This is a genomic window from Roseobacter phycocola (genome assembly GCF_042055075.2).
Classification (GTDB): Bacteria; Pseudomonadota; Alphaproteobacteria; order Rhodobacterales; family Rhodobacteraceae; genus Roseobacter.
The window spans coordinates 647137-669353 of the sequence record NZ_CP194010.1; the positions used below are offsets into that span (position 1 = coordinate 647137).

17 protein-coding genes are annotated in these 22217 nt (G+C 60.8%); 7 read left to right on the top strand and 10 right to left on the bottom strand.

Annotated elements, in window-relative coordinates; translation table 11 throughout:
- Positions 1-47: 47 nt before the first annotated feature.
- Positions 48-1184: an efflux RND transporter periplasmic adaptor subunit gene (locus AB4K19_RS03230; RefSeq protein ID WP_436399030.1), complete on the top strand. Its 1137-nt coding sequence runs from the start codon at positions 48-50 to the stop codon at positions 1182-1184.
- A 3-nt stretch (positions 1185-1187) separates the two neighbouring features.
- Positions 1188-4334, top strand: coding sequence for an efflux RND transporter permease subunit (locus AB4K19_RS03235; RefSeq protein WP_375230508.1), 3147 nt, complete (start codon positions 1188-1190; stop codon positions 4332-4334).
- Positions 4335-4364: 30 nt separating this feature from the next.
- Here the strand turns inward: AB4K19_RS03235 and AB4K19_RS03240 are convergent, their stop codons facing one another.
- A complete protein-coding gene (locus tag AB4K19_RS03240) occupies positions 4365-4784 on the bottom strand; it encodes a response regulator (protein WP_375230509.1) in 420 nt (139 codons plus the stop codon).
- 146 nt (positions 4785-4930) lie between these two features.
- Between AB4K19_RS03240 and AB4K19_RS03245 the strand changes: the two genes are divergently transcribed.
- Both AB4K19_RS03245 and AB4K19_RS03250 read left to right on the top strand, forming a co-directional pair.
- Complete coding sequence (locus AB4K19_RS03245) at positions 4931-7465, top strand: HWE histidine kinase domain-containing protein (RefSeq protein ID WP_375230510.1); 2535 nt, start codon at positions 4931-4933, stop codon at positions 7463-7465.
- The gene (locus AB4K19_RS03250) at positions 7462-7998 is read left to right on the top strand and encodes a hypothetical protein (protein WP_375230511.1); all 537 of its coding nucleotides are present in this window, start codon (positions 7462-7464) and stop codon (positions 7996-7998) included. Before AB4K19_RS03245 ends, AB4K19_RS03250 begins: the two co-directional genes overlap by 4 nt.
- 77 nt (positions 7999-8075) lie before the next feature.
- Here the strand turns inward: AB4K19_RS03250 and AB4K19_RS03255 are convergent, their stop codons facing one another.
- Genes AB4K19_RS03255 through AB4K19_RS03285 form a run of 7 tightly spaced genes read right to left on the bottom strand, consistent with a single transcriptional unit; the run spans position 8076 to position 14170 of the window.
- A complete protein-coding gene (locus tag AB4K19_RS03255) occupies positions 8076-9341 on the bottom strand; it encodes an ABC transporter substrate-binding protein (protein ID WP_375230512.1) in 1266 nt (421 codons plus the stop codon).
- Between the two features lie 13 nt (positions 9342-9354).
- A complete protein-coding gene (locus AB4K19_RS03260) occupies positions 9355-10314 on the bottom strand; it encodes a branched-chain amino acid ABC transporter permease (protein ID WP_375230513.1) in 960 nt (319 codons plus the stop codon).
- Positions 10311-11225 (bottom strand): branched-chain amino acid ABC transporter permease, encoded by a 915-nt coding sequence (locus tag AB4K19_RS03265; protein ID WP_375230514.1) that lies wholly within the window; start codon positions 11223-11225, stop codon positions 10311-10313. Before AB4K19_RS03265 ends, AB4K19_RS03260 begins: the two co-directional genes overlap by 4 nt.
- On the bottom strand, positions 11222-11944 hold the full coding sequence (locus tag AB4K19_RS03270; protein ID WP_375230965.1) for an ABC transporter ATP-binding protein: 723 nt from the start codon (positions 11942-11944) through the stop codon (positions 11222-11224). The genes AB4K19_RS03265 and AB4K19_RS03270 overlap by 4 nt, the downstream gene beginning before the upstream one ends.
- Before the next feature lies 1 nt (position 11945).
- Positions 11946-12719 carry an ABC transporter ATP-binding protein gene (locus AB4K19_RS03275; protein WP_375230515.1) on the bottom strand — a complete coding sequence of 258 codons (774 nt, stop codon included), beginning with the start codon at positions 12717-12719 and terminating at the stop codon, positions 11946-11948.
- Positions 12712-13788: an aldo/keto reductase gene (locus AB4K19_RS03280; protein WP_375230516.1), complete on the bottom strand. Its 1077-nt coding sequence runs from the start codon at positions 13786-13788 to the stop codon at positions 12712-12714. Before AB4K19_RS03280 ends, AB4K19_RS03275 begins: the two co-directional genes overlap by 8 nt.
- Complete coding sequence (locus tag AB4K19_RS03285) at positions 13781-14170, bottom strand: TIGR04076 family protein (RefSeq protein WP_375230517.1); 390 nt, start codon at positions 14168-14170, stop codon at positions 13781-13783. The genes AB4K19_RS03280 and AB4K19_RS03285 overlap by 8 nt, the downstream gene beginning before the upstream one ends.
- 184 nt (positions 14171-14354) lie before the next feature.
- On the opposite strand from AB4K19_RS03285, the gene AB4K19_RS03290 reads away from it, so the two are divergent.
- From AB4K19_RS03290 to otnK, 3 genes are all read left to right on the top strand, one after another.
- A complete protein-coding gene (locus tag AB4K19_RS03290; RefSeq protein WP_375230518.1) occupies positions 14355-15812 on the top strand; it encodes an aldo/keto reductase in 1458 nt (485 codons plus the stop codon).
- Between the two features lie 110 nt (positions 15813-15922).
- Positions 15923-16819, top strand: a complete 897-nt coding sequence (ltnD, locus tag AB4K19_RS03295; protein ID WP_375230519.1) for an L-threonate dehydrogenase — start codon at positions 15923-15925, stop codon at positions 16817-16819.
- The gene (gene otnK, locus AB4K19_RS03300) at positions 16819-18063 is read left to right on the top strand and encodes a 3-oxo-tetronate kinase (protein ID WP_375230520.1); all 1245 of its coding nucleotides are present in this window, start codon (positions 16819-16821) and stop codon (positions 18061-18063) included. The genes ltnD and otnK overlap by 1 nt, the downstream gene beginning before the upstream one ends.
- 78 nt (positions 18064-18141) lie before the next feature.
- On the opposite strand, the gene AB4K19_RS03305 is transcribed toward otnK, so the two are convergent.
- Both AB4K19_RS03305 and AB4K19_RS03310 read right to left on the bottom strand, forming a co-directional pair.
- A complete protein-coding gene (locus tag AB4K19_RS03305; protein ID WP_375230521.1) occupies positions 18142-20541 on the bottom strand; it encodes a YbcC family protein in 2400 nt (799 codons plus the stop codon).
- 36 nt (positions 20542-20577) lie between these two features.
- Positions 20578-22128, bottom strand: coding sequence for an NADH-quinone oxidoreductase subunit L (locus AB4K19_RS03310; RefSeq protein ID WP_375230522.1), 1551 nt, complete (start codon positions 22126-22128; stop codon positions 20578-20580).
- Positions 22129-22217 lie beyond the last annotated feature (89 nt).

The following is a 22217-nucleotide window of genomic DNA, read 5'->3' on the forward strand; positions in this document are numbered from 1 at the left end:
CTAACATATGTTAGAGGTGCTAACATGCAATGCGGGATCAGATGATCATGACACAGCAAACGGGAATTCTGAGACGGGCCATGCGGGGCCTTTTCACGACAGTGGTGACGCTGGGGGTTGCGGGGGTGGCGGGTTTTGCCGTCGTCGCGGGCAGCGGGTTTCTGGCGGGGCGGGCAGCAGGGGTTGAGGCTCCGGAAGCTGCTGAACTGACGCCGGTTTCCGTGGCCGAGGTCATCTACCAGGACAGCTACAATGTGGTCCGCAGTTTTACGGGGCAGGTCGAAGCGGCCGAAGAGGTCACCGTTTCTTTTGAACTGTCCGGCCGTGTGACGGAACTGAGCGCCAGAGAAGGCGAAGATGTTTTCAGCGGCCAGGTCATAGCGCGTCTTGATACAGACCTTCTGGAAGCAGAGGCACGCCGTCTGGAGGCCTCACGCGCCGCCATCAGCGATCAGCTGATCTTTGCGGAAAGCCGTGTTGTCCGGGCATCGCAGCTGCGCGAACGCGGCTTTTCCAGTCAGGAAGCCCTGGATCAGGCCGTCAGCACCCGCGACGAACTGCTCAACCGCATCGCCGAGGTTGTTGCTGCCCTCGATACCGTTCAGATCAACATTGAGAAATCCGTGGTAACGGCTCCGTTTGATGGCCGGGTGGGATCGCAGCATGCCGAAACAGCGGTAACACTGGCAGCCGGCCAGCCGGTAATCACGCTGATCCGGACATCCGCGCCAGAAGTGCGCGTCGGCCTGCCACTTGGTATCGATCTTGCGCCTGGTACGGACGTTACTCTGAGCCTTGGCGATCAGACGATGTCGGCACGGCTGAAACAGTTTCGCCCGGACCTTGACCCGGTCACACGGACCCGCACGGCGCTCTTTTCGATAACAGGCGTCGCAGCACCTGTGTTCGGCCAGACCGTGACACTGGACCTGCCGACCAGCTTTTCACAGCGTGGCGCCTGGGTTCCCGTGGATGCCCTGCGTGAGGGATCGGGCAGCCAGTGGACAGTGTTCGTTGTGGGAGAGGATAACGTTCTGCGGACAGCATCCGTCGAGGTGATCCATGCGGAAGGGACCCGTGCTTTCGTACGCGGATCCCTGCAGGCGGGCGACCTGTACGTGACCTCTGGTGCGCACCGCGTTGTGCCGGGCCAGCAGGTCAGACCTCTGGCCCAGGAGGGCTGAGGGATGGAGACGCTCACCTTTCGCCAGCCCCGTCTTGTTGCGCTCATCCTTCTCGTTCTGATCACAGCCGGTCTGTCCTCGTTTCTGTCTCTCGGTCGCCAGGAAGACCCGACGATAACCAATCTGTTTGCCACCGTGACCACTGCGTTCCCGGGGGCTGATCCGGCGCGGGTCGAAACGCTCGTTACGTCGGAGATCGAAGAAGAGCTGCGCGAGATCGCGGAAGTCGATGTTGTCTCATCGGTTTCCCGTTCGGGGGTTTCTGTCGTGTCTGTTGAACTCCTTGAAACACTGGATGAGGCAACAATCGAGCAGGTCTGGTCGGAAGCCCGCGATGCCGTCGAAGAAGCGCGCAGCAGGTTTCCGGCCGGCGTTCAGGCACCGGAGTTCAACGCAGAAGGAATTTCCGCCTACTCCGCGGTCATTGCGGTCACAGCGGATCACTCTGCCGTTCCGATGTCGGTCGTGCAGGCACATGCAGAAGATCTGGCCGACCGTCTGCGGTCGGTTCCCCAGACCCGTGCTGTTGATCTCTTTGGCGAGGCGGAACCTGAGGTTCTTGTCGCACTGGATCAGCAGGCGGCAGCAGCGCTTGGCCTGACGGCCGACGAAGTCTCAGGCCGCATTGCTGCCGCGGATGGCAAGGTGCAGGCCGGGCGTCTGCAGCGCAGTGATACGGATCTGACAATCTCCACCTCCGGTGAAATCGAAGCGCTGGACCGGCTTGGTCAGGTCGTTCTGCGTGAAAATGACAGTGGTGCCAGAGTTCTGTTGTCGGACATTGCTGACATCAGCCGGGGCGAGGCAGATCCACCTGAAGAAATGGCGATTGCCAATGGTAAGGCGGCCGTTCTGGTCGGCGTGCTGGCCCAGGATGGTGTCCAGATTGACCGCTGGATGGGGTTTGTCCGCGACACGCTCGCCGACGGTGCCGCACTTGTTCCGGCCGGCCTTTCCGAGACGCTGATGTTCGATCAGAGCCAGTACACGGCAGACCGTCTGGCTGAAGTGGGAACAAACATGGCGATCGGCGTTGCCCTGGTTGTCGGGGTGCTCTTTCTGACGCTGGGCGTGCGGGCCGCTGCAATTGTGGCGCTCGTGCTGCCCGTCGTGTCCCTCGCAACCCTCGCCAGCATGAATTTTATCGGGTTGCCGATCCACCAGATGTCCGTGACGGGTCTGATTGTGGCACTGGGGCTGCTGGTGGATGCGGCCATCGTCATGGTCGACGAAGTGCGCCAGCGACTGGAAAAGGGCATGTCCCGCATTTCGGCCACCGGTGATGCAACCCGCAGACTTGCGGCACCTCTGTTTGCATCGACGGTGACCACTGCGCTGTCTTTCACGCCGATGATCCTGCTGCCGGGACCTGCAGGGGACTTTGTCGGCGCAATCGCGATTGCGGTTGTTTTGATGCTGGTGTGGTCGCTGATCGTCGCCGTCACGGTGACACCGGCTCTGGCGGGCTGGTTCCTGAAAAAGGGCAGTAAAACCGGCATCTCGCTTCCCGTTCTGGGGCCGCTTTTCTCTGCGTCGCTGCGCTGGTCGGTCCGGAACCCGCTGCGGTCGATGGCGCTGGCTCTGATCCTGCCCGTTCTTGGCTTCGCGTCTTTCCCGACCCTGACGGCCCAGTTCTTTCCGGGCGTCGAGCGTGATCAGTTTTATCTTGAGATCGATATGCCGCCGGGCACTGCAATCCACGAGACGGCCAGGATCGCAGGTGAGGTCGATACCTTGCTGGCGGAGGCTGACGGGATCGACAAGGTTTTCTGGACAATCGGCAAATCCGGTCCGGCGTTTTATTATAACATCACCGCGGGCCGCTCCTCCGAGCCGGGATATGCCCAGGCGATGATCAAGACCAACACCGCAGAAGACGCAGAACGTCTTGTCCCTGAGTTGCAGTCAGATCTCGACAAAAGGTTCCCGGGTACCCGGATTATTGTACGCGCACTGGTACAGGGCCCGCCTGTTGATGCCCCCGTCGAGGTTCGGTTTGTGGGACCCGACCTGAAGGTGTTGCGCGAGCTTGGCGATGAAGCGCGCGCGTTGATGGCCAATCTGCCGCTGGTCACCCAGGCACGGTCGGTTGTTGCAGGGGGGGCACCTCAGCTGCGGTTTGAAATTGACGAGGCGGCTGCCCGCCTGGTGGGTCTCAATGTTACGGATGTGGCGCGGCAACTTGAAACAGCCCTGGTCGGCGTCACCGGTGGCAGCCTTGTTGAGGGTACGGATCAGCTCCCGGTGCGCGTGCGGCTGGGGCAGGGGCTGCGAAGCGATCTGTCTGCAATTGCGGATATGCCACTGGTTCTGCCCGGGGCGGCGGCCCTGTCCGCACAGGGGGTGTTTCCCGCGGTTCCCCTGTCAGCGCTGGCGTATCCTGTGCTGGAACCTGCGGAGAGCGTCATCACACGCCGTAACGGTGAGCGGACAAACACGGTTCAGGCCTTCATTGTGCCGGGCGTTTTGCCCGAGGAAGCCCTGCAGTCTGTTCTGGGATCAATGGAGGAGGCTGGCTTCGCGCTGCCTTCAGGATACCGGATGGAGCTTGGTGGCGACTCGGATGCGCGGTCCAACACCGTTGGCAATCTGCTGACGTCTGTGGGCCTGATCGTGACGCTTACAATCGCGGCAATCGTTCTGACCTTTAACTCCTTCCGTCTGACGGCGATTGCTCTGGTCGTCTGTGTTCTGTCGGCCGGACTTTCGATACTGGCGCTGGCTGTGATGCAGTTCCCTTTCGGTATCAACGCAATCATCGGTGTGATCGGATCAATCGGCGTGTCGATAAACGCAGCAATCATCATTCTGACCGGGCTGAAGGCTGACAAAGAGGCCTCGGCCGGGGATACAGATGCCATGGCAAGGGTCGTGGGCGGCTCTAGCCGGCACATCATTTCAACAACCATCACCACATTTGGTGGGTTTCTGCCGCTCATTCTGGCGGGCGGCGGGTTCTGGCCACCCTTTGCCGTCGCTATTGCTGGCGGGGTGTTGTTGTCTGCTGTTGTGTCCTTCTATTTTACGCCACCGGCTTTTGCTTTGCTTTATGGCAGGGCGGGTCGCAGGACGTCATCAAAGTTGGTGCCGGTCCCGGACCGTAAGAACGCCGAAACAACAGCGCTGCCGCTGCAAGTGGCCGCTGAGTAAGCGGGGCACCTGCAGGCACTTTGCTCCGGATCAGCAAGCTGGCGGGGCCCGGAAACGGGGGTATACAAGGCCGCTGATCTGCGAGAGAAGTTCTGAAAAGATCATCGGTTTTTCAAGCACGGCATCGGCTCCGATACGCCTTGCGACCGTCAGAATAGACTTCATGCCGGGATAATGCGTGGAACCGCTGACGGCGATTATGGGCATGTTGTGAGTTTCCGGCCGCCCGCGCACCCAGGCGATCAGTGAAATGCCCCCGTCGTTCGACGATCTGTTGTTTCTGTGCACAAAGATATCGGTGATCAGCAGATCGTATGGATGTGTTTTGAGTTCGTCGCGGGCACTGTCAGCGGTCCGGCAGGATGTCACCTGATGGCCGGCGGCTTCAAGTTGCTGAGACAGGTCATAACTCAGTTCAAGATCGTCTTCCATGATAAGGATTTTGGGCAACTTTTTTCTCCGTTCCGTTCGGGGAGTGCGGGATCTGCACAGAAAATAGACTTTGCACGTCGCCCGTCGGTTACCGCACCGTACGGTGCTTTCAGCGTGTTTTCATGCGCGGCCACCACAAACGGGGCTGTTGTGAGGAGAACCGCATGCAAAACGTATCCGAAGCAGACCAGATCATCCGCGCCATCGAACGTTGTTCCGAGGAACCCATAACCATTCCGGGGTGCATTCAGTCGTTCGGATGCGTGGTGGCTGTCGACGAAGACACAGGAGAGGTGCGTTATGCCAGCGAAAACTCTGCCACTGTGTTTGCCCGACCCATTGAGGCAGTTCTGAACGGCAACCTGCAGACCCTCTTTGGCGAAGAAGTCCGGCACAGTATCAGGAATGCTCTTTCCCGCGGCGGCCACGGCAAGAACGCTGCTTTTGCCGGAACGTTCAGTGTGCAGGACAGGTGCTGGGATCTCAGCATCTGCAGCAGCGGCGGGTGTCTTGTGATTTCCATGGAGCCATCGGACGGGGATCAGACGGATCACGGACGGATGCTCCAGTCCATGAGTTTCATGATTGGTAAAATACAAAGCTGCCGGACGGATCAGAACCTTTATGATCTGATTGTCCAGCTTGTACGCCACCTGACAGGGTTTGACAGAGTGCTGGTGTACCGCTTTGACCAGGAATTTAACGGTGAGGTGCTTGCTGAGACCTGCAGATCCGGGATGCAGTCCTTCAATGGCCTGCGGTTTCCACGCTATGACATCCCCGATCAGGCCCGCGAGATGATGCTGCATATTCCGTTGCGGGTCGGGGCGGACACTGGTGCGGATCAGATACCGCTTGTATCCGCGCGACCTGATCTGCCGCCGCTTGATCTCACCCATTCGGTCTGCCGCGGTATGTCTCCGGTGCATCGTCAGTATCTGAGGAACATGGGAACTGCAGCGACCCTGACGCTCAATATCCTCATCGACGGCAGGCAGTGGGGGGTTATTTCATGCCATCACGCCACTCCGCGCTACTGCGGCCGGTTTCTCCACGAAATCCTTGAGAATATTATTCCTGTCTTTTCGGCTAAACTTTTGTCGATCCGGCAGCAGGATACGCTGGACCGGATCAGGCGTCTGGACAGTGAAATCATGGGGCGTGCCACAGATGATGTGCAGCTCGACGGGATGATGGCAGAAATTGCGCCAAGTGTCCTTGAGGTTATAAGCGCAGACGGCATTGCGACGCTGGGCGCGGAGAAATCCACCTGTTTCGGCCTGGTTCCTGGCAGGGCTCTGCTCGATGAGCTTCGTAAATCCGGGCTTGCTGAAAAGGGTGGGGTTCTCGCAATTGATAATCTCGTTCAGCGGTTTCCGGATCTTCAGGCTGAGGCCGGTGACTGCGCCGGGGCGCTGGTTACACTGCTGTCCAGCGACCGGGTCCTGTGTATTTTCCGCAGAGAGGTTGTCCAGGAAGTTTCCTGGGCCGGAAATCCGGAAAAGCAGACCGAAGTGCACGAGGGCGAACGGCGGCTGACACCACGGGCATCATTCTCCGCGTTTCTTGAGGCAGTTCAGGGCAGCAGCCGGGCGTGGTCGGGTGACGATGTCTACTTTATCCAGCACGTGCGGACGCTCATGCATGCCTCTGAACGCCAGTCTCTTATGAACCGCATGAACCGTCAGCAGTCGCTGATGATTGATGAACTGAACCACCGGGTACGTAACATTCTGGCGCTGGTCCGGTCTGTCTCTCATCAGGCGCGCCGCCGGTACAGTTCTCTGGAAAGCTATTCCACTGCTCTGGAAAGCCGTATCCAGGCCCTTGCCGCATCGCATGAGCTGATTGCGGGTACTCTGCCACAACCGGTGTCACTGATGAGCCTGATCCGCAAAGAGCTTCAGCCCTATAATACATCATCCGATGGCCGTTTCGTTATCACGGGGACAGACCGGAATGTTCTCGCCGAAATAGCGCCAATCTTTTCGCTGGTCGTGCATGAACTGATCACAAACGCAGTCAAATACGGCGGAATGTCGACTGCGGGCGGGTGTGTAGAGATGGATTTGTCGCGCGATGGTGGCGACACGCTGATCACATGGGCGGAAAAGGGTGGCCCGCCGGTAAATACTGACCCGGAGGCGGGGTTCGGGACCACGATGATCACGCGGTCGGTGCCGTATGAACTGGGCGGAGAATCCGAATTGTTCTTCTATCCGGAAGGTGTGCAGGCAAAGTTCCGTTTCCCGGAACGATGTTTCGACGATTCTTCCACGCCAGCGCGCCTGAACGAGGGCCTGCCGTTAACCCCGGCTGTGTCAGTTGAGATCCCGGAAGATGCGCTGGAGGGCTCTGTGCTGGTGGTCGAGGATAACTTTATCATCGGAGCCGAAATGTGTGACCAGCTCCTCGATTTCGGTTTTGCAGATGCGCAGGTTTACGCAAATGCATCCGAGGCAATGGACTATCTGGATGCGGTCACGCCCGGGCTGGCCGTTCTTGATTTCAACCTCGGTCACGGGGAGACGAGCGAGGCCGTTGCGGTCAGGCTTCGCGAAGCAGGTGTGCCGGTGGTGTTTGTCACCGGGTATGGCGAGAAAGCCGCCACGGCGCCTGAGCTTGCCGATGCGCCGCGTCTGACGAAGCCGGTGTCTACGGATCAGCTCCGGCATGAACTTGCGAGGGTACTGCAGTGACAAACCGTGCTTTTCTGAGGGAAACCAGCGCAACAGCGCACAGACTTGCGGAAAATGCATGGTTGTCGGACGGGCGTTTTTCCGGTCGGGACAGATATTTCGCATGGCTGGAAACGCTGCGCCAGACACATGCCTATATCGCGATGCCCGCCAATGCCGTCATTGCGCCGGTTGCGGGCTGTGCGGAGGAACGCGCCAGGCTGCGGGCGTTCGCACATGATCTCGACACGTACAGATCGCCGGCACCGCAGGTTGCCTGTTGTCCTGATTACAGCTGGGCCTGGGGGGCGTGCTATGCCATCAATGGCTCTGCCCTTGGTGCTGCCGCGATGATCAGGCGGGGTCTGCTGGAGGATGACTGGCCGGTGGCCTATGTCACCCACATGGCGGACTATGCCCGGTCCGGCGTGCTGGCCGGGTTTCTCAGGGAGCTGGACAGTCAGGTGCTGGACCTTGAGGCGGCGCGCAAAGGAACGCTTGCGGTCTTTGCTGCACTCAGTGAACCGGAAAGGTTCCGCCGTATGGTTGCCTGATCCGGTCCGCTGAACTGTGCCGCCAAAGAAAAGGGCACCGTCCTGCGGCGCCCTTCACATCAGCTCACGTGCTGTCTTCAGTTGAGTGAGCTCATAAAGCCGTCAACTTCGTCGAGCGAAATGTACTGCAGCTCTTCGATGCCGCTTTCCGAGAAGCCCCAGGTCACTGCAGGTGCAGACACATCGCCGTTCGCGTCGAAACGCACGTTGCCGGTGGCACCCTGATAAAACACGTTGCCACCGCCCGCGAGGATCTCTTTGGCTGCGGCAAACCCGTCCGCATCGGCCGAAACCGGTATGCCTGACGGATCGGTCACACGGGCGACCATGGCCGCGATCTGATCTCCGCCGGCATCCTTGCCCGCCGCTTCCATTGCGAGCAGGGCGATCATGGTCGCATCATAGCTGTTGGACAGGCCTGGGCCGTTCGGAGCACTGCCAAAGTGCTCCGTGTACTGATCAACGAATTTGGTCGCTGATGCACTGCGCGGGGAAGCCGTGTCAGTGCCCGTCATATTCCCAAGATACTGCAGGCCAACGTTTTCGCGGAACTCGTCGGATTTCAGTGAGTTCGCAACAATCATATTCTGCGTCCCGCCCAGCGATATCCATTCACGCACAGCAGCCGTTCCCTCTTTGGGGTAGAGGGCCAGATAGATGGCTTCCGGCTTGCCTTTCAGCGCTTCGGTCACTTCCGCGCGGTAGGATGCCTGACCGTCATTCAGCGCGACCGAGGATGTGACCTCAATACCCAGGGCTTCAAAATCGGCCGCGACCAGTTTTCCGATATCCTGACCCCAGTCGTCATTCTTGTAGAGCACTGCAATCGACTTGTACCCTTTGTCCCGGGCCACCATCGCAGCAACGGCTGACTGAACCCCCGTTGTTGCAAAAGTGCGGAACCACAGACCCTTGGTCTTGCCTTCTTCTGCGAGGCCCGTGAAGGCCGTTGACGAGGAACAGCACGACATCTGCATGACCCCGGCAGGAGCCGTCACAGAAGTCAGGATCGGCATGGACACACCGCTGGACACGGCCCCCAGCAAGACCTGCACACCGTCCAGATCAACGAGGGCCTTGGCCGCATCCACGCCGACCTTGGGGTCGACCTGGCTGTCACGCAGAACCATCTCAATATCGCAGCCAGCGACGCCACCCGCAGCGTTCACCTGGTCGACAACATACTGCGCGGTTGCGGCAATCGGCTTGCCCCAGTCCACGGATGTGGGCAGGACCGCTCCGATTTTCGTCGTGCAGTCCTGGGCCGCAGCCGAGCTGCCCATTGCCGACAGGCCAAGGGCCAGGCCGATTGCGAGGCTGCTGGTCTGAATATGCTTTTTCATCTTTTTCTCCCTGTTATCTTTTGGTTGTGGCATGTCCTTGCTGCGAGACCACCAGTTTTTCTTCAAACAATCCCTGTGGGCGCCAGAGCAGCATACCCACAATCACAAACCCAATCAGGATGAACTGAACGGAGCCGGTATAAAGCTGCACATCCTGCGGGGCGAAACGCGACAGCGCCCAGCCACTGGCCGTCCAGGCACCCCAGATCAGGAAAGCGCCGGCCACGGCACCGCGGTTATTCCCGGCACCACCCACGATGAGCATGGCCCAGATCTGGAACGTCAGGATCGGCAGAACATCCTGAGGAGATATAAAAGCGTAAAAGGTGCCGTAGAGTCCACCACTCATGCCCATGATGACCGACCCGGTGACAAAGGAGACCAGACGGACGCGCGAAGGGTTCTTGCCAAGTGACCGGGCCGCCGTTTCATCCTCGCGGATCGCGCGCAGCAGACGACCGAAGGGCGAGCGGATCAGCCGTTCGAGGCCGGTATAAACCATCAGCAGAAGCGCCAGAACAAAGAGCAGGAAAACCACATTGTAAACGAGACCACCGCCCAGAAGGTCAAAAAGGGGCCTTTCAAACCCGCGCAAACCCTGCGCGCCGCCTGCCAGACCTTCGGCGTTGCGCATGAGATTTTCAAACGCTACAGCGACGCCGAAAGTGGCAATGGCCAGGTAATCGTGCCGCAGCCGGAGCGTCAGGATACCGACAATCCACGCCATGATCCCGGCCACCAGCATCCCGCCCAGCAGAGCCAGCGGGTAAGCAAGGCCAAAACCGCCCAGATGGCCCTCCTGAGGCGTGCCGCCGAGGATGAGCGTCGCATAAGCGCCTGCGCCAAAGAAAGCCACGACCCCACCATTGAACAGACCTGTGTTGCCCCATTGAAGATTCAGCCCCAGCACGGCAATGGCGAGGATCGCAGCGACCGTGCTGAAAAAGACCAGATAGGAGATGATCCCGATCATGCGCGTTCCTCACCGAAAAGTCCGGTCGGGCGGATCAGCAGAACCACCAGAATGATCAGGAAAGGCACAGCCGGGCTGTATCCTGACGGCAGGATCAGCAGCGCCATGTTGGACGCTATCCCCACCAGAAAACCACCCAGTACCGCGCCGTAGATGCTGCCTATGCCCCCGACTATGGTCGCGGCAAAGATCGGCAGTACGAGATCCCGGCCAAGCACCGGGTTTATCTGGTTGGTGAGACCATAAAAGATGCCGGCTGCCGCGGCCAGGCCACCACCAATCAGCCAGATCAGAAAGATCATCCGTTGCAGACTGATACCGGAAACCTGAGCAAGGGTGGGGTTTTCAGCCACTGCGCGCAGGGCATATCCGAAGGTGGTGCGTGACAGCACAAGGTGGAGGATGATCATAAATATCAGGGCTGCGACCAGCGAAAACACCTGATCCGGTTTGATCAGCAAAAGCGGATCACTGCTGATCATGACTGCAAAGACAATGTCCTTCGAATAGAGCTGAGCCTGCAGCCCGAAGATCAGCCCCAGGATGTTGCGCAGAATCATGGCGACCCCGAATGAGGCGAATACCATCGACAGCTCCCCGCCCAGAGCTCTCACGCGGCGGAACACCAGCCGGTCGATTGCCACTGCCGACATCCCGGTGACAATCATTGAAATGATGACAGAGAGCGCCAGCGCCGAGGTCAGGCTGAGTGGCGCAATTGCCTGCGCAAGGCCCGCGTGGACAGCAGCGAAAATACCGTCGAACACGAGCGCGCTATAGGCACCGACCGAAAGAAGCTCGGCATGAGAGAAATTGGCAAAGCGCAGCATATGCATCACCATTGTCAGCCCGATCGCGCCAAGCGACAGAATGGAGCCCACAAGGATGCCGTCGGCGAGATGCTGGATCATGAGCCGGCCATCCGTTTGCCGCCGAGGTATATCTCGCCCACCACAGGGTCGTTCATCAGCTCCTTAGCGGGGCCGTCCACCTGGTTCTGTCCATCTGCGAGGATATAGCAATAATCCGCGACCCTCAGGGCCTGCCGGACGTTCTGCTCGACCAGGACAACGGTGACACCGTCATCGGTCAGGGCCCGCACCATACCCAGAACCTCTTCGGCTGCTTTCGGGGCCAGACCGGCTGAAGGTTCGTCCATCAGCATTACCGATGGCCTGATCGCCAGGGCCATGGCAACCGCCAGAAACTGGCGCTGACCACCGGAAAGGGAGCCGGCTTTTTCCTTTTGTTTTTCTGCCAGTGGAGGAAACTGTTGAAACAGTGCATTAAGTCTTGAGGCGCGCTCGGATCCTGCCTGCCGGAGAACCAGTTCGAGGTTTTGCCTGATTGTGAGTGACCGGAAGATGTTGTCGGTCTGGGGCACATAGGCCATGCCCAGCTGACCCATCTGATCGGTCCGCGGGTTCGTGATATCCCGCGCATCAAGCAGCACGTTCCCGGCGGTCACAGTCACAAGGCCTGCGACGGCTTTAATCAGTGTGGATTTTCCCGCACCGTTCGGGCCGATAATCACCGTGACCTGCCCGCGGCGGGCATCGAGGTTCACGCCACGCAAAATCGCAAGCTCGGGAACGTACCCTGCCGTAATGTTCCGGACCTGAAGTGCCATGTCAGTCAAGGGCCGCCGCCCCCAGATAGGCATCCAGCAGCAGCGGGTCTTTCTGCGCATCCTCCGGCGTGCCGCTGAACACAACGCGTCCTTCGGCCAGGGCAATGACCGGGGTGCAGTGCTGCATCACAAAATCCATGTCATGTTCGATGATCAGAAAGGTCTTACCCTGCCGGTTGAGTTCCTCAATTTTGCTGATCAGCACACGGGTCAGTGTCGGGTTTACGCCCGCCGCAGGTTCGTCCAGCAGGATAAGATCGGGATCGCCCATCAGCACGCGGGCAAGTTCCAGCAGCTTCATCTGCCCGCCGGAAATCCGGCCTGCGGCCTGGTCCGCCAGCGGCGCAAGTGTGACGAATTCCAGCACCTCCAGTGCCCGCCGGCGGATGGCGGCTTCCTGATCTCGCATGCGCCGCGCCTGAAAAAAGGGCCCGCCGAGCCGCTCGCCAATCTGTTCGGAGGGCGCGAGCATCACGTTTTCCAGCACACTCATCCGCGCAAAGGGGCGGGGGATCTGAAACGTACGGCCCAGACCCGCGGCAAAGAGACGGTCTGAGGCCATGCTGGTTACGTCCCGGCCGCCAAGGCTGACCCGGCCGGAAGAGGGTGCCAGTGCGCCTGTTAACACATTGAAAAGTGTTGTTTTTCCCGCTCCGTTCGGCCCGATCAATCCGGTGATCGAGCCACGTTCAATGTCGAGCGTGACATCATCCACAGCCCGGAACGGCCCGAAGTCCCGCGTGACCCCCCGCAGGCTGAGGATTGGCTCAGCCATCAGCGCCCAGCACCTTGTCGTCGGGGCGGGTGTTCAGGTTGTACTTCATAATGCGGCCGTGCCGGCTTGTACGGTCTGCTTCCAGCGCAAATACGTCGCCCTGTGGGCCTGGGTGTACGTCAAGCACCGCGTTCAGAACTGCGTGATCTTCCGCGTCCAGCTTCAGATCAAATACCTGAAGGGTGCGCGGCAGATGCCGGGCGTACCGTGCGCCCACAATGCCGCCCGCGACCTGTGGCTGGTCAAGCACCCAGCGCGTGGCGACACTGCTGAGCAAAGTGCCATGACGGTCTCCGATTGTTTTGAGGGCGCGGAGCAGCTCCTGAAAGGCATCCCAGGAGCCGAATTCATCAATGATGAGGCGGTATTTCACGAGGCTGCGGTTTTCAAAGGTAAACCCCGGATCGGGCTTGCCCAGCCAGGCGTCGGTCAGGAACCCGCCCGCGAGTGTTCCATAGCAGACAAGCTGCATGTCATGCTCCGCAGCCCAGTCGCTCAGCCCGCCTGCGGCGCGTCTGTCCAGAACGGAATACTGCACCTGGGCTGCCGCAATATCGAAACCCGCGTCGACGAATGGGGCGATCTGTGATCTGTCCCAGTTGTTGATCCCAAGATTTGCGATCTTTCCACAGCGCTGCAGATCCCGGAGGACACTCAGTCCTTCGAGCGGGTCCCCAAGGCTCAGATCCCACCAGTAAAACTGAACAAGATCAAGGCGCTCCACCTGCAACCTTTGCAGCGACCGGTCGACGATCGCCTCCACGTCTTGGGGGCGGATTCTTTCCAGCAACTCCAGATCAGGTACCAGCTTGGTATGCACACAGACCGTGTTTGCGACAGATGCACCGCGGCTTCTGCGCAGGTCGGCAATGAAGTCGCCGATCATTTCCTCGACACCCACATAGATGTCTGCGCAGTCGAACGTGTTGATCCCGGCATCCAGGAAGGCTTCCATATCGCGGACCGCCTGAGTCCGGTCCACGGATCCGTGATCGCCTGCCAGCTGCCAGCCGCCCTTGATCACCCGTGACATCCGGTGCCAGGGGCGCAGCAAAACTGTCTCAGCCATCGGGCCCAGCCTTTTCTTTCTGCCAGTAAGGTGTTTCGCGCTGACCGGGCAGTCCGGTCGTTTCGCCATGACTGAACCAGCGCTTGTCCCCGCGCGTGATCCTGAACCGGCCACCGCAATGCGGGTCGGGACAGGCGATTTCCGCATCGGTCGACATCCAGTCGTTTTCCGCCGTCGCGCGCTGTTTGGCAGGCAGCAGGGGCAGCAGGGCGGCGAGCGCGTACATGGAGACTCTCTGACCATTGTCAAAAACCAGCAGCTCGCCGTGAACCGAAAAGCTTTCGCCTTCCACGTGCCGGCAGACAGCCGTCCGGTCGCCCACAACCGTCTCCACCTTCAGGTCATAAAGCCAGAACCCGTTTTCTTCTTCGACCGCCGACATTCTGTTCCCCCTGACGGCGCTGCCGGCGCGTACGCAGGCAAAAGCCGTACTTTTCATCAGGTTGCTGGCTGTGGGTGACCCTGTCAACAGCCAGTGTACCACGGTCGTTGCTGTCTTCGACCCGGATGGACAAGTGTTGCGTGATCCAGCAGAACTGAAACGGCGCAACATGAGGGGATGTCTAATGTCACAACCGCCAGAGTATCCACTGACGGACACCCTTTCCGTGACCCGCGCGCTCGTCGGTCTCTGGCAGGTTGCCGACATCGAAAAGGACGGTGAGCCGATCGACCCGGAAACGGGCGCCGATCATCTGGCAGCCTATGCCGGTGAAGGGTTCCGCACCTTTGACATGGCCGATCACTACGGCACGTCCGAGCTGATCACCGGGGCGCTGCTGCGGCGTGGGGCAACGCCGCGGCCGGTTGTCTGCACGAAATGGTGCCCGACGCCCGGCCCGATGTCCGCTGAGGTTGTCCGCGCCGGCGTGCAGGAGCGGCTGGACAGGCTGGGTACGGATCGCGTTGATCTTCTGCAGTTTCACTGGTGGAGTTTTGAGCATCCGGCCTGGCTGGATGCTTTGCACGAAATGGCGGAGCTGCGCGAACAGGGGATGATCGGTGAGATCGGGGTCACGAATTTTGATGCCGCACATCTGCAGCTTGCTTTGTCGGACGGTGTGCCGCTGGTCAGTAACCAGGTACCGTTTTCGCTGGTGGACAGGCGTGCGCGCGGCCCGCTGGCCAGCCTCTGTGCCGCCAAAGGGGTGCGCCTACTCTGCTATGGCACACTGGCGGGTGGTTTTATATCCGAGCGGTGGCTGGATCAGCCTGATCCACAGGACGTGTCCGACTGGAGCAAAATGAAATACCGCCGGTTCATCGATGCCGCCGGCGGTTGGGACGTTTTTCAGGGCATTCTGCGCGCGGCGGCGAACGTCGCGGCCCGGCACGGTGTTTCCGTCGCTAATGTGGCGACACGCTGGGTGCTGGAAAACCCGGCGGTCGCGGGGGTGATTATCGGGGCACGTCTGGGCGAGGCGCGGCACTCTGCGGACAATGCCCGGTTGTTCGGGTTCGAACTGACCGCGGCAGACCATGAGCTTCTTGAGGAGGCCTTTGCTCAATCAAAGCCTTTGCCCGGAGACTGTGGCGATGAATACCGCCGGCCGCCGTTTCTGACAGCGTCCGGAGACCTGAGCCATCACCTGCAGGAAATGCCTAAGGCTGTGGCGGCGCGCAATGTTCCGGACCGGCCTGGCGAGAAACAGGTAGGTACAGGCAGCGAATGGGAAGACATTGCCGGTTATTGCCGTGCGTGGCGCATCGGTGACCGCATCCTGGTGTCCGGAACCACAGCAACTGCGGGCGTGGACCGTATCGTCGCGCCGGAGGATGCCGGGGCCCAGACCACATACATCCTCGACAGGATTGCCGGTGCTCTCAGTGCGCTGGGCGCTGACATACGTGATGTGGTGCGCACCCGGATCTATCTGAGTGACGCAGAGGAGGTGATGGCGGTCTCACAGGCGCACGGACGTGTATTCGGAGACATCAGACCCGCCAACACACTGACCGAGGTCGCCAGTCTGATTGGCGGGTACCGTGTCGAGATCGAAGCAGAGGCCATCATCCGCAGCTGACAGCGCCATGCCCGATCTATCGTTTTGACGCCAGCGGCTGACCGGGGCAGTATGCCGCCGGAAAAGCACCGGGCCTGCGGTTCGGGTGCATCAGACAGGGAAGAAAATTCATGGCATCATCAACAGCGGTCATTGGCCTGGGGTCCATGGGCTATGGCATTGCGCAGTCCGTGCTGCGGGGCGGTCACACGACATATGGCTATGACATCAACCCCGACAGCGAGGCCCGTTTTCGCAGCGAAGGCGGCAGCGGGGGCGCTCTTGGTGACATTGCGGGTGCGCTGGACGCCGTCGTTGTCGTTGTTCTGAACGCCGAACAGACCGAAGCAGTGCTCTTTGGTGACGATGGGGTTGTGCCAAAGCTGAAACCCGGTGCTGTGGTGCTGGCCTGTGCAACTGTGCCTCCGGCGTTCGCACGTGAGATGTCTGCGCGTTGCGGGCAGGCGGGCGTGCATTACCTCGATGCGCCCATATCCGGTGGGTCCGTCAAAGCGGCACAGGGTCAGCTCAGCATCATGGCGTCCGGCACGCCGGAGGCTTTCGCTGCCGCAAAACCGGTTCTGGATGCAACCGCGGAAACCGTTTTTGAGCTTGGGGACGCGGCTGGTGCCGGGTCCGCGATGAAGGCGGTCAACCAGCTGCTGGCGGGGGTGCACATCGCGGCCATGGCCGAGGCACTGACCTTTGGCATGACGCAGGGTGTTGAGCCGGCGCAGTTCCTGGAGGTGATCAGCAAATGCGCGGGCAGCTCCTGGATGCTCGAAAACCGCGCGCCGCATATCATTGCAGGCGACTACGCGCCGCATTCGTCGGTGGATATCTGGCCCAAGGACCTTGGAATCGTTCTGGATATTGCAAAGTCTGCGCGCTTCGGCGCTCCGCTGACGGCGGCGGCGCTGCAGCAGTTTCTGGCGGCCTCCGGCTCCGGTCTGGGTGGTGAGGATGATGCTGCTGTTGCCAAGGTCTATGCCCGTAACGCGGGCCTCAGACTGCCGGGAGACGCATAATGCTGTTGGGATGCATCGGGGATGATTTCACCGGATCGTCGGATCTGGCCAATACGCTGTCCAAGGAAGGGATGCGCGTCGTTCAGTATACTGGCGTGCCCGAAGGGCCGGCCGCAGCAGGTGTTGAGGCAGGTGTTGTTGCGCTTAAATCCCGTTCAACCGATCCGTCTGACGCAGTTGAACAGTCGCTGGCTGCCCTCCGGTGGCTGAGGGCGCAGGGGTGTGAGCAGTTTTTCTTCAAATATTGTTCTACGTTCGATTCAACCCCCGACGGGAATATCGGCCCGGTCGCTGACGCGCTTGCCGCTGAACTTGATGCGCACCGGGTGATTGTCTGCCCCGCATTTCCCGGGACAGGGCGGTCGGTGTATCAGGGGCACCTGTTCGTCAATGATGTCCTGCTGAATGAAAGCGGCATGCAGAACCACCCGCTGACCCCGATGACGGACCCCGATATCCGCCGGTGGCTCAGGGCACAGACAAAACACGGCGTGGGGCATGTGCCGGCTGCTGACGTGCTGAAAGGGGCTGAGGCGATCCGCGCGGGCCTCGACGCGGCCCATGAAGCCGGCGCGCTGCACATCGTTGTTGATGCGCTGCAGGATGCAGACCTGCGCGAGATCGGGGCAGCAGCAGACGGTCTGCCGCTGATTACCGGGGGCTCCGGTGTCGCGCTTGGCCTGCCTGCGAATTTCTGGCGGCGTGGTCTGACGTCGGCAGATGGTGCCGCATGGCGGGGGCAGGCGGGCCAGTGTGTTGCGCTGTCCGGCTCGTGTTCTAACGCAACCCGCGCGCAGGTGGCGCTGCACCGTAAAACCAACCCGGCGTTCGAGATCGTTGCAGCCGACGTGATCGAGGGCCGTGTAACTGCGGCCAGCATGGCGGATCAGCTGGTCGCGGCAGACGGCATTCCCCTGGCGTTCAGTTCCGCGGATCCGGATGTTGTGCGGGAAGTTCAGGCCACCTTTGGCCGTGAAGCATCAGCTGCCGCGCTGGAAGGCTTTTTTGCCGAAGTGTCGCGTGAACTGGTCGCACGTGGCGTGCCTAAAATCCTGACGGCGGGCGGAGAAACCTCCGGTGCTGTGGTCGAAGGGCTTGCGCTCAAGACGCTGGAGATCGGGCCTGAGATTGACCCCGGTGTGCCGGCATTGCGCGCAGGCGACGATCTGGTCATCGCACTGAAATCCGGGAACTTCGGCGCACCCGATTACTTTGCCAAAGCGGCGGCGGTTCTGGGCGCATAACCCGGCGAAGCCCTGCAAAGGAGTATGTGAGCAGGCGCGGAGCCGGGGCAACCCGTTCCGCGCCCAGTAGTGTTTCCGTCAGTCAGCCTGTTCAGCAGTCCAGCTGAGATCACCGGCGTAACGGTCAGTGACCTCTCCTGTGTCGGCAAGTGTGAAGAGGTGAAGCCAGCGATTGTCAAAGAGCGCGCGGACCTGAGGGTGCCGCTCGAGAATTTCTGATACCGCTTCCTTTGGAGCCGCAACATAGACGGAGAGACGCAGCGGATCGTGGCGCAGTTTTTCGCCATCGTGCACTGACTGCCGCGCAAGTCCTGTCCGGAGTGTGCCGCCGTTGCCTTCGACCACACCAATTCCGCCGGTGACATTGTGCAGCAGCTTGTTGCCGGATCCGAAAACCTCCGGCGCAACAGAGGAGCCATAGTACTGCAGACTGATCCAGCTTGCGACGACAACAGGTGCGGTCAGGATGAGTTCCAGCACGGGGAATCCGTTTTCCGCATCCTGCCTGTGATCGTATTCGTGCAGGAAAACCTGGCCCGACAGCGTGTCACTGCTGGTCTGGCTGCGGGGGGCCGCGACAAAGGCGCGGCATCCGGCGAGACCCCATTCAGGACGCGTTTCCGCCCAGTCCCGCGCCCGCACAGCGATGTTTGGCGTGGTCTCGGCTCCCGGCAATCCCGCAAGCCGTTCTTCCCGCGCAAGTTGCCCTGCGGTCCGCAACCAGCCCGTTGCCCGGGAGATGTCCGCCCCGTGTTCCGGCATATCGACGTCCTGAGCGTAAAGCGTGACATCATCTGTCGTGGTGTCGTGCAGCCCGGCAACAAAGACGGTGTCATCCGGTATCTGGATTCCCTGGTCCTCAAGTCCCGCGCGCACCTCCGGACGGTTCAGGATGTTTGCAAGAAGCCGCGCGTTCACTTCGCCGGAATACCCGCCACAGGCACCGCACTGCAGCCCGCTGGCGTGCGGATTATTGGCCGCTGTCGCACCGTGACCGCACAGCAGCACGAGACGGGCAAAACCACTGGTCAGAGACATCGCCTTCAGGATGCTGGCCGCCGCGGTGATCTGGGCCTCCGTATCCATATCCGGTTGTGGGCAGGGGGATGCCGTTCCGGGCGCGGGCGCGGTACTGCCGCCCATCGCGTCACTGACAAGCTTCGCGGCATAGATCGGGCCTGTAGCCTCAACAAAGGCGAAAGACGACACGGCGGCCTGCCGGAACCGGCCCCAGGCCCTTTGAGCGCGGGCGAGATAACGTTTGTCGTTCTCCGCTCTGGCGGCGCTGGCACCGGCCTGGCCTTCGCCGGAGGTCAGTCCATGGTTCAGCAGCACCGGCAGGCGCAGTTCATCAACGTCTGAGCCACAGGCGCTGTGCCGGGTTGCCAGGCCAAAGAACCCGGCAAATCCGAGGGTCCGGATGCCCGTATCGGCTTTTTCGAGGGCGCGGCGAAACACTTCGGACCGCACGTCAATGCAGAATGCTGCCTGAAGGGCCGGGCGGATGCACGGTGCTGTGGCCTCCCGTGCTGTGAACTGACCGGCAAGCCGCCTTTGGACTGACCTTTCCATGGCTTCCTGCAGGATTTCATTGATCACATGGTCCGCATCAGGTGTTGATGGCGTGGCATGCGCCAGAACGGTGTCCGTCCATTCAGCGGCAAACACCGCACCGAACCGGGTGAACAGAGCCGCCTCCCATGTCAGTGCAATGGCCAGCAGGCTGGTCAGGGTATCGTCGGTGCCGCCCGCAAGCTCGGCTTTCCAGAGCTCGTACCGTGCAACCTGCGCCCAGCCGCCCTGTGCCATCAGAACCTGGTGGAAATATCCCGGAATGGCCGCATCTGTCAGTCCGAGCGTCCGTGTCGCTTCCTCTATGGCAGAGAGAGGATCGGCGGGCGTTCTTTGGATCAGTGCCCTGAACCCGGGGAAACCCTGAAAGCCCGTGCTCAGATCGCTCATGGCAAAAGCGCGCCAGGATGACCAGGCCTTCTCGTCACGGGGTGCGCTCCACATGGCCTGGCCTGCGTCGAAGTAGCCCGACGCCCATGCCCCGGTGCGTTCAGCGATAAATCCGGGCCAGTCTGTTCTGTCATGCTCGGCCAGAAGATCGGCGACCAAAGGCAGCCTCTTTTGCGGCGATGCCAGCGCCCCGGATGCAGCCATGAGTGCTGGTACGTCCTTTGGCTTCGGAGAATGTGGTGATGCAGCAAGTGCATCCTGCAGATCTGTCGTGCTGATCACGCCGCCTGATATCTGGTCTACAAACCAGTCGCGGGGCATCGTGACAGGTGTGTCACTGATACGCGCCAGCAAACGGCCGGTTTCTGCGAGCGACATGCTGCTTTGGCCGAGGAACGGGTTGACCGCGACGGATGAGGCGAGAGGCCAGACCGGGGGGATCTGCCGGCCGGCAGCATCGGCCAGCCGAGCGAGGGTATCAGTTGAGAGCGGGTGCGAAGTGGAGTCGAGTGCCATATGTGTGTCCTCGGGTTCGGAGCAGGGTATCAGGGGTCAGGAGAATTTTCTGAGGCTGCGGGTGTTCAGCAACCGGTCTGTAAGTGCGTTTACGTAAAAGCCATTCGCGATGTGGACGCGCAGGCCGGCAAAAGCGGGCGATCCTGCCCAGTGGGCAAACATGCTCTGAGCAATGGCCACCGCGCCGAAACTGACCAGTGCAAGTGTCATCAGCATCCATTCGAGCAGACCGGGGGGCGGTGTTGCGGGCAGGGCGGGTCCCCAGACAGTCGCGGCACCGGTCTGGAGCGTGAAATAGCTGAGCGACGCGGTAAACGCGTAAAGCGTTGTCCTGCGCGTCAGCTGGACAGGCGCCCTGTCGGCGAAGCCCTGCGCCAGAAGGTAGGCCACGCCGAAGATCAGGATTGCGCCGAGCGCCAGCATCTGCGGCGATTTTCCACCCAGCCCGAAGAGGGTCGCGACCACGGCATAGATCGACAGCGCAACAGCGAAGGCAAGAGCCACGGCACCGGCGCCGGGCACCGCCACGGGGCCGGGCCTGCGGTTGGCGGTCACAGCTTCGACGGCCGTGCCGGACGACAGGAATGCATGCGCCTTATAGAGCGAGTGCGCCACGATATGCAGCAGTGCCAGAGGGAACAGAGCAAAACCGCATTGCAGGATCATGAAACCCATCTGCGCAACGGTCGACCATGCGAGCGACGTCTTGACGGCCGGTTGTGTCAGCATCACCAGACCAGCCAGAAGTGCGGTCCCGCCGCCGATCAGGACGAGCAGGGCAAGCACACCCGGTGCCAGCAAGAGCACGTCCGCAAAGCGGATCAGCAGGAAGCCACCGGCATTGATCACACCGGCGTGCAGCAATGCGGACACCGGCGTGGGCGTCTCCATGACCTCTGTGAGCCAACCGTGGAACGGGAACTGCGCGGATTTCAGAACAGCCGCAAGAGCCAGCAGCGCTGCAGCTCCGGTGATCTGCGGTGTCGCCTCGGCACCAGCAGCTCCGGCCAGGATCGCGGCAATATCGCCGGTCCCGAAGGTCGTGGCCAGCAAAAGCGCGGCCGCTATGAGAGCGACGTCACTGATCCGCGCCATAACGGATTTCTTGTACGCGGCGCGTCGTGCAGGGACGCGGTCGCTGTAAAAGGTGAGGAGCTGGTGCAGGAAGAGGCTCGTGGCAATCCACGCAGCGACCAGCAGCATGAGCCCGCCGGCCTGAACAAAGAGCAGAACACTGGCAATGGTCGCGCAGATCAGGGCTGTGAACCTCGGTTGGCCGTCCTCACCGCGCAGATAAGTCCGGCTGTAGCGCAGCACCACCCAGCCGACAAAACAGACCAGAAGCGCCATTGTCACGGCCAGAGCGTCAACCCTGACAGAGAGGCCTGCTGTGATAAACCCAGTGGTCCCAGGACCCTGCAGCAACAGAACAATGAGAGCCACGATACCGGACACACCGGCCAGAAGAGCGGCCGCTTCGGCGGTGCGCGCGGTGGTCGCCGCAGGCGTTGCAGGGCGCAGGGCCGCCAGAAGCGCGGCAGCCGCCAGCAGGGACGGGGCGATCAGGGCAACAGCGTGAAGGGTCATGGCGGTCTCCGGAGAAGAATGAGTGTTGCGCCGGATATATGCGAGAGATTTGCATAAATAAAATATATTGTAAGTAACAATTCATTCTG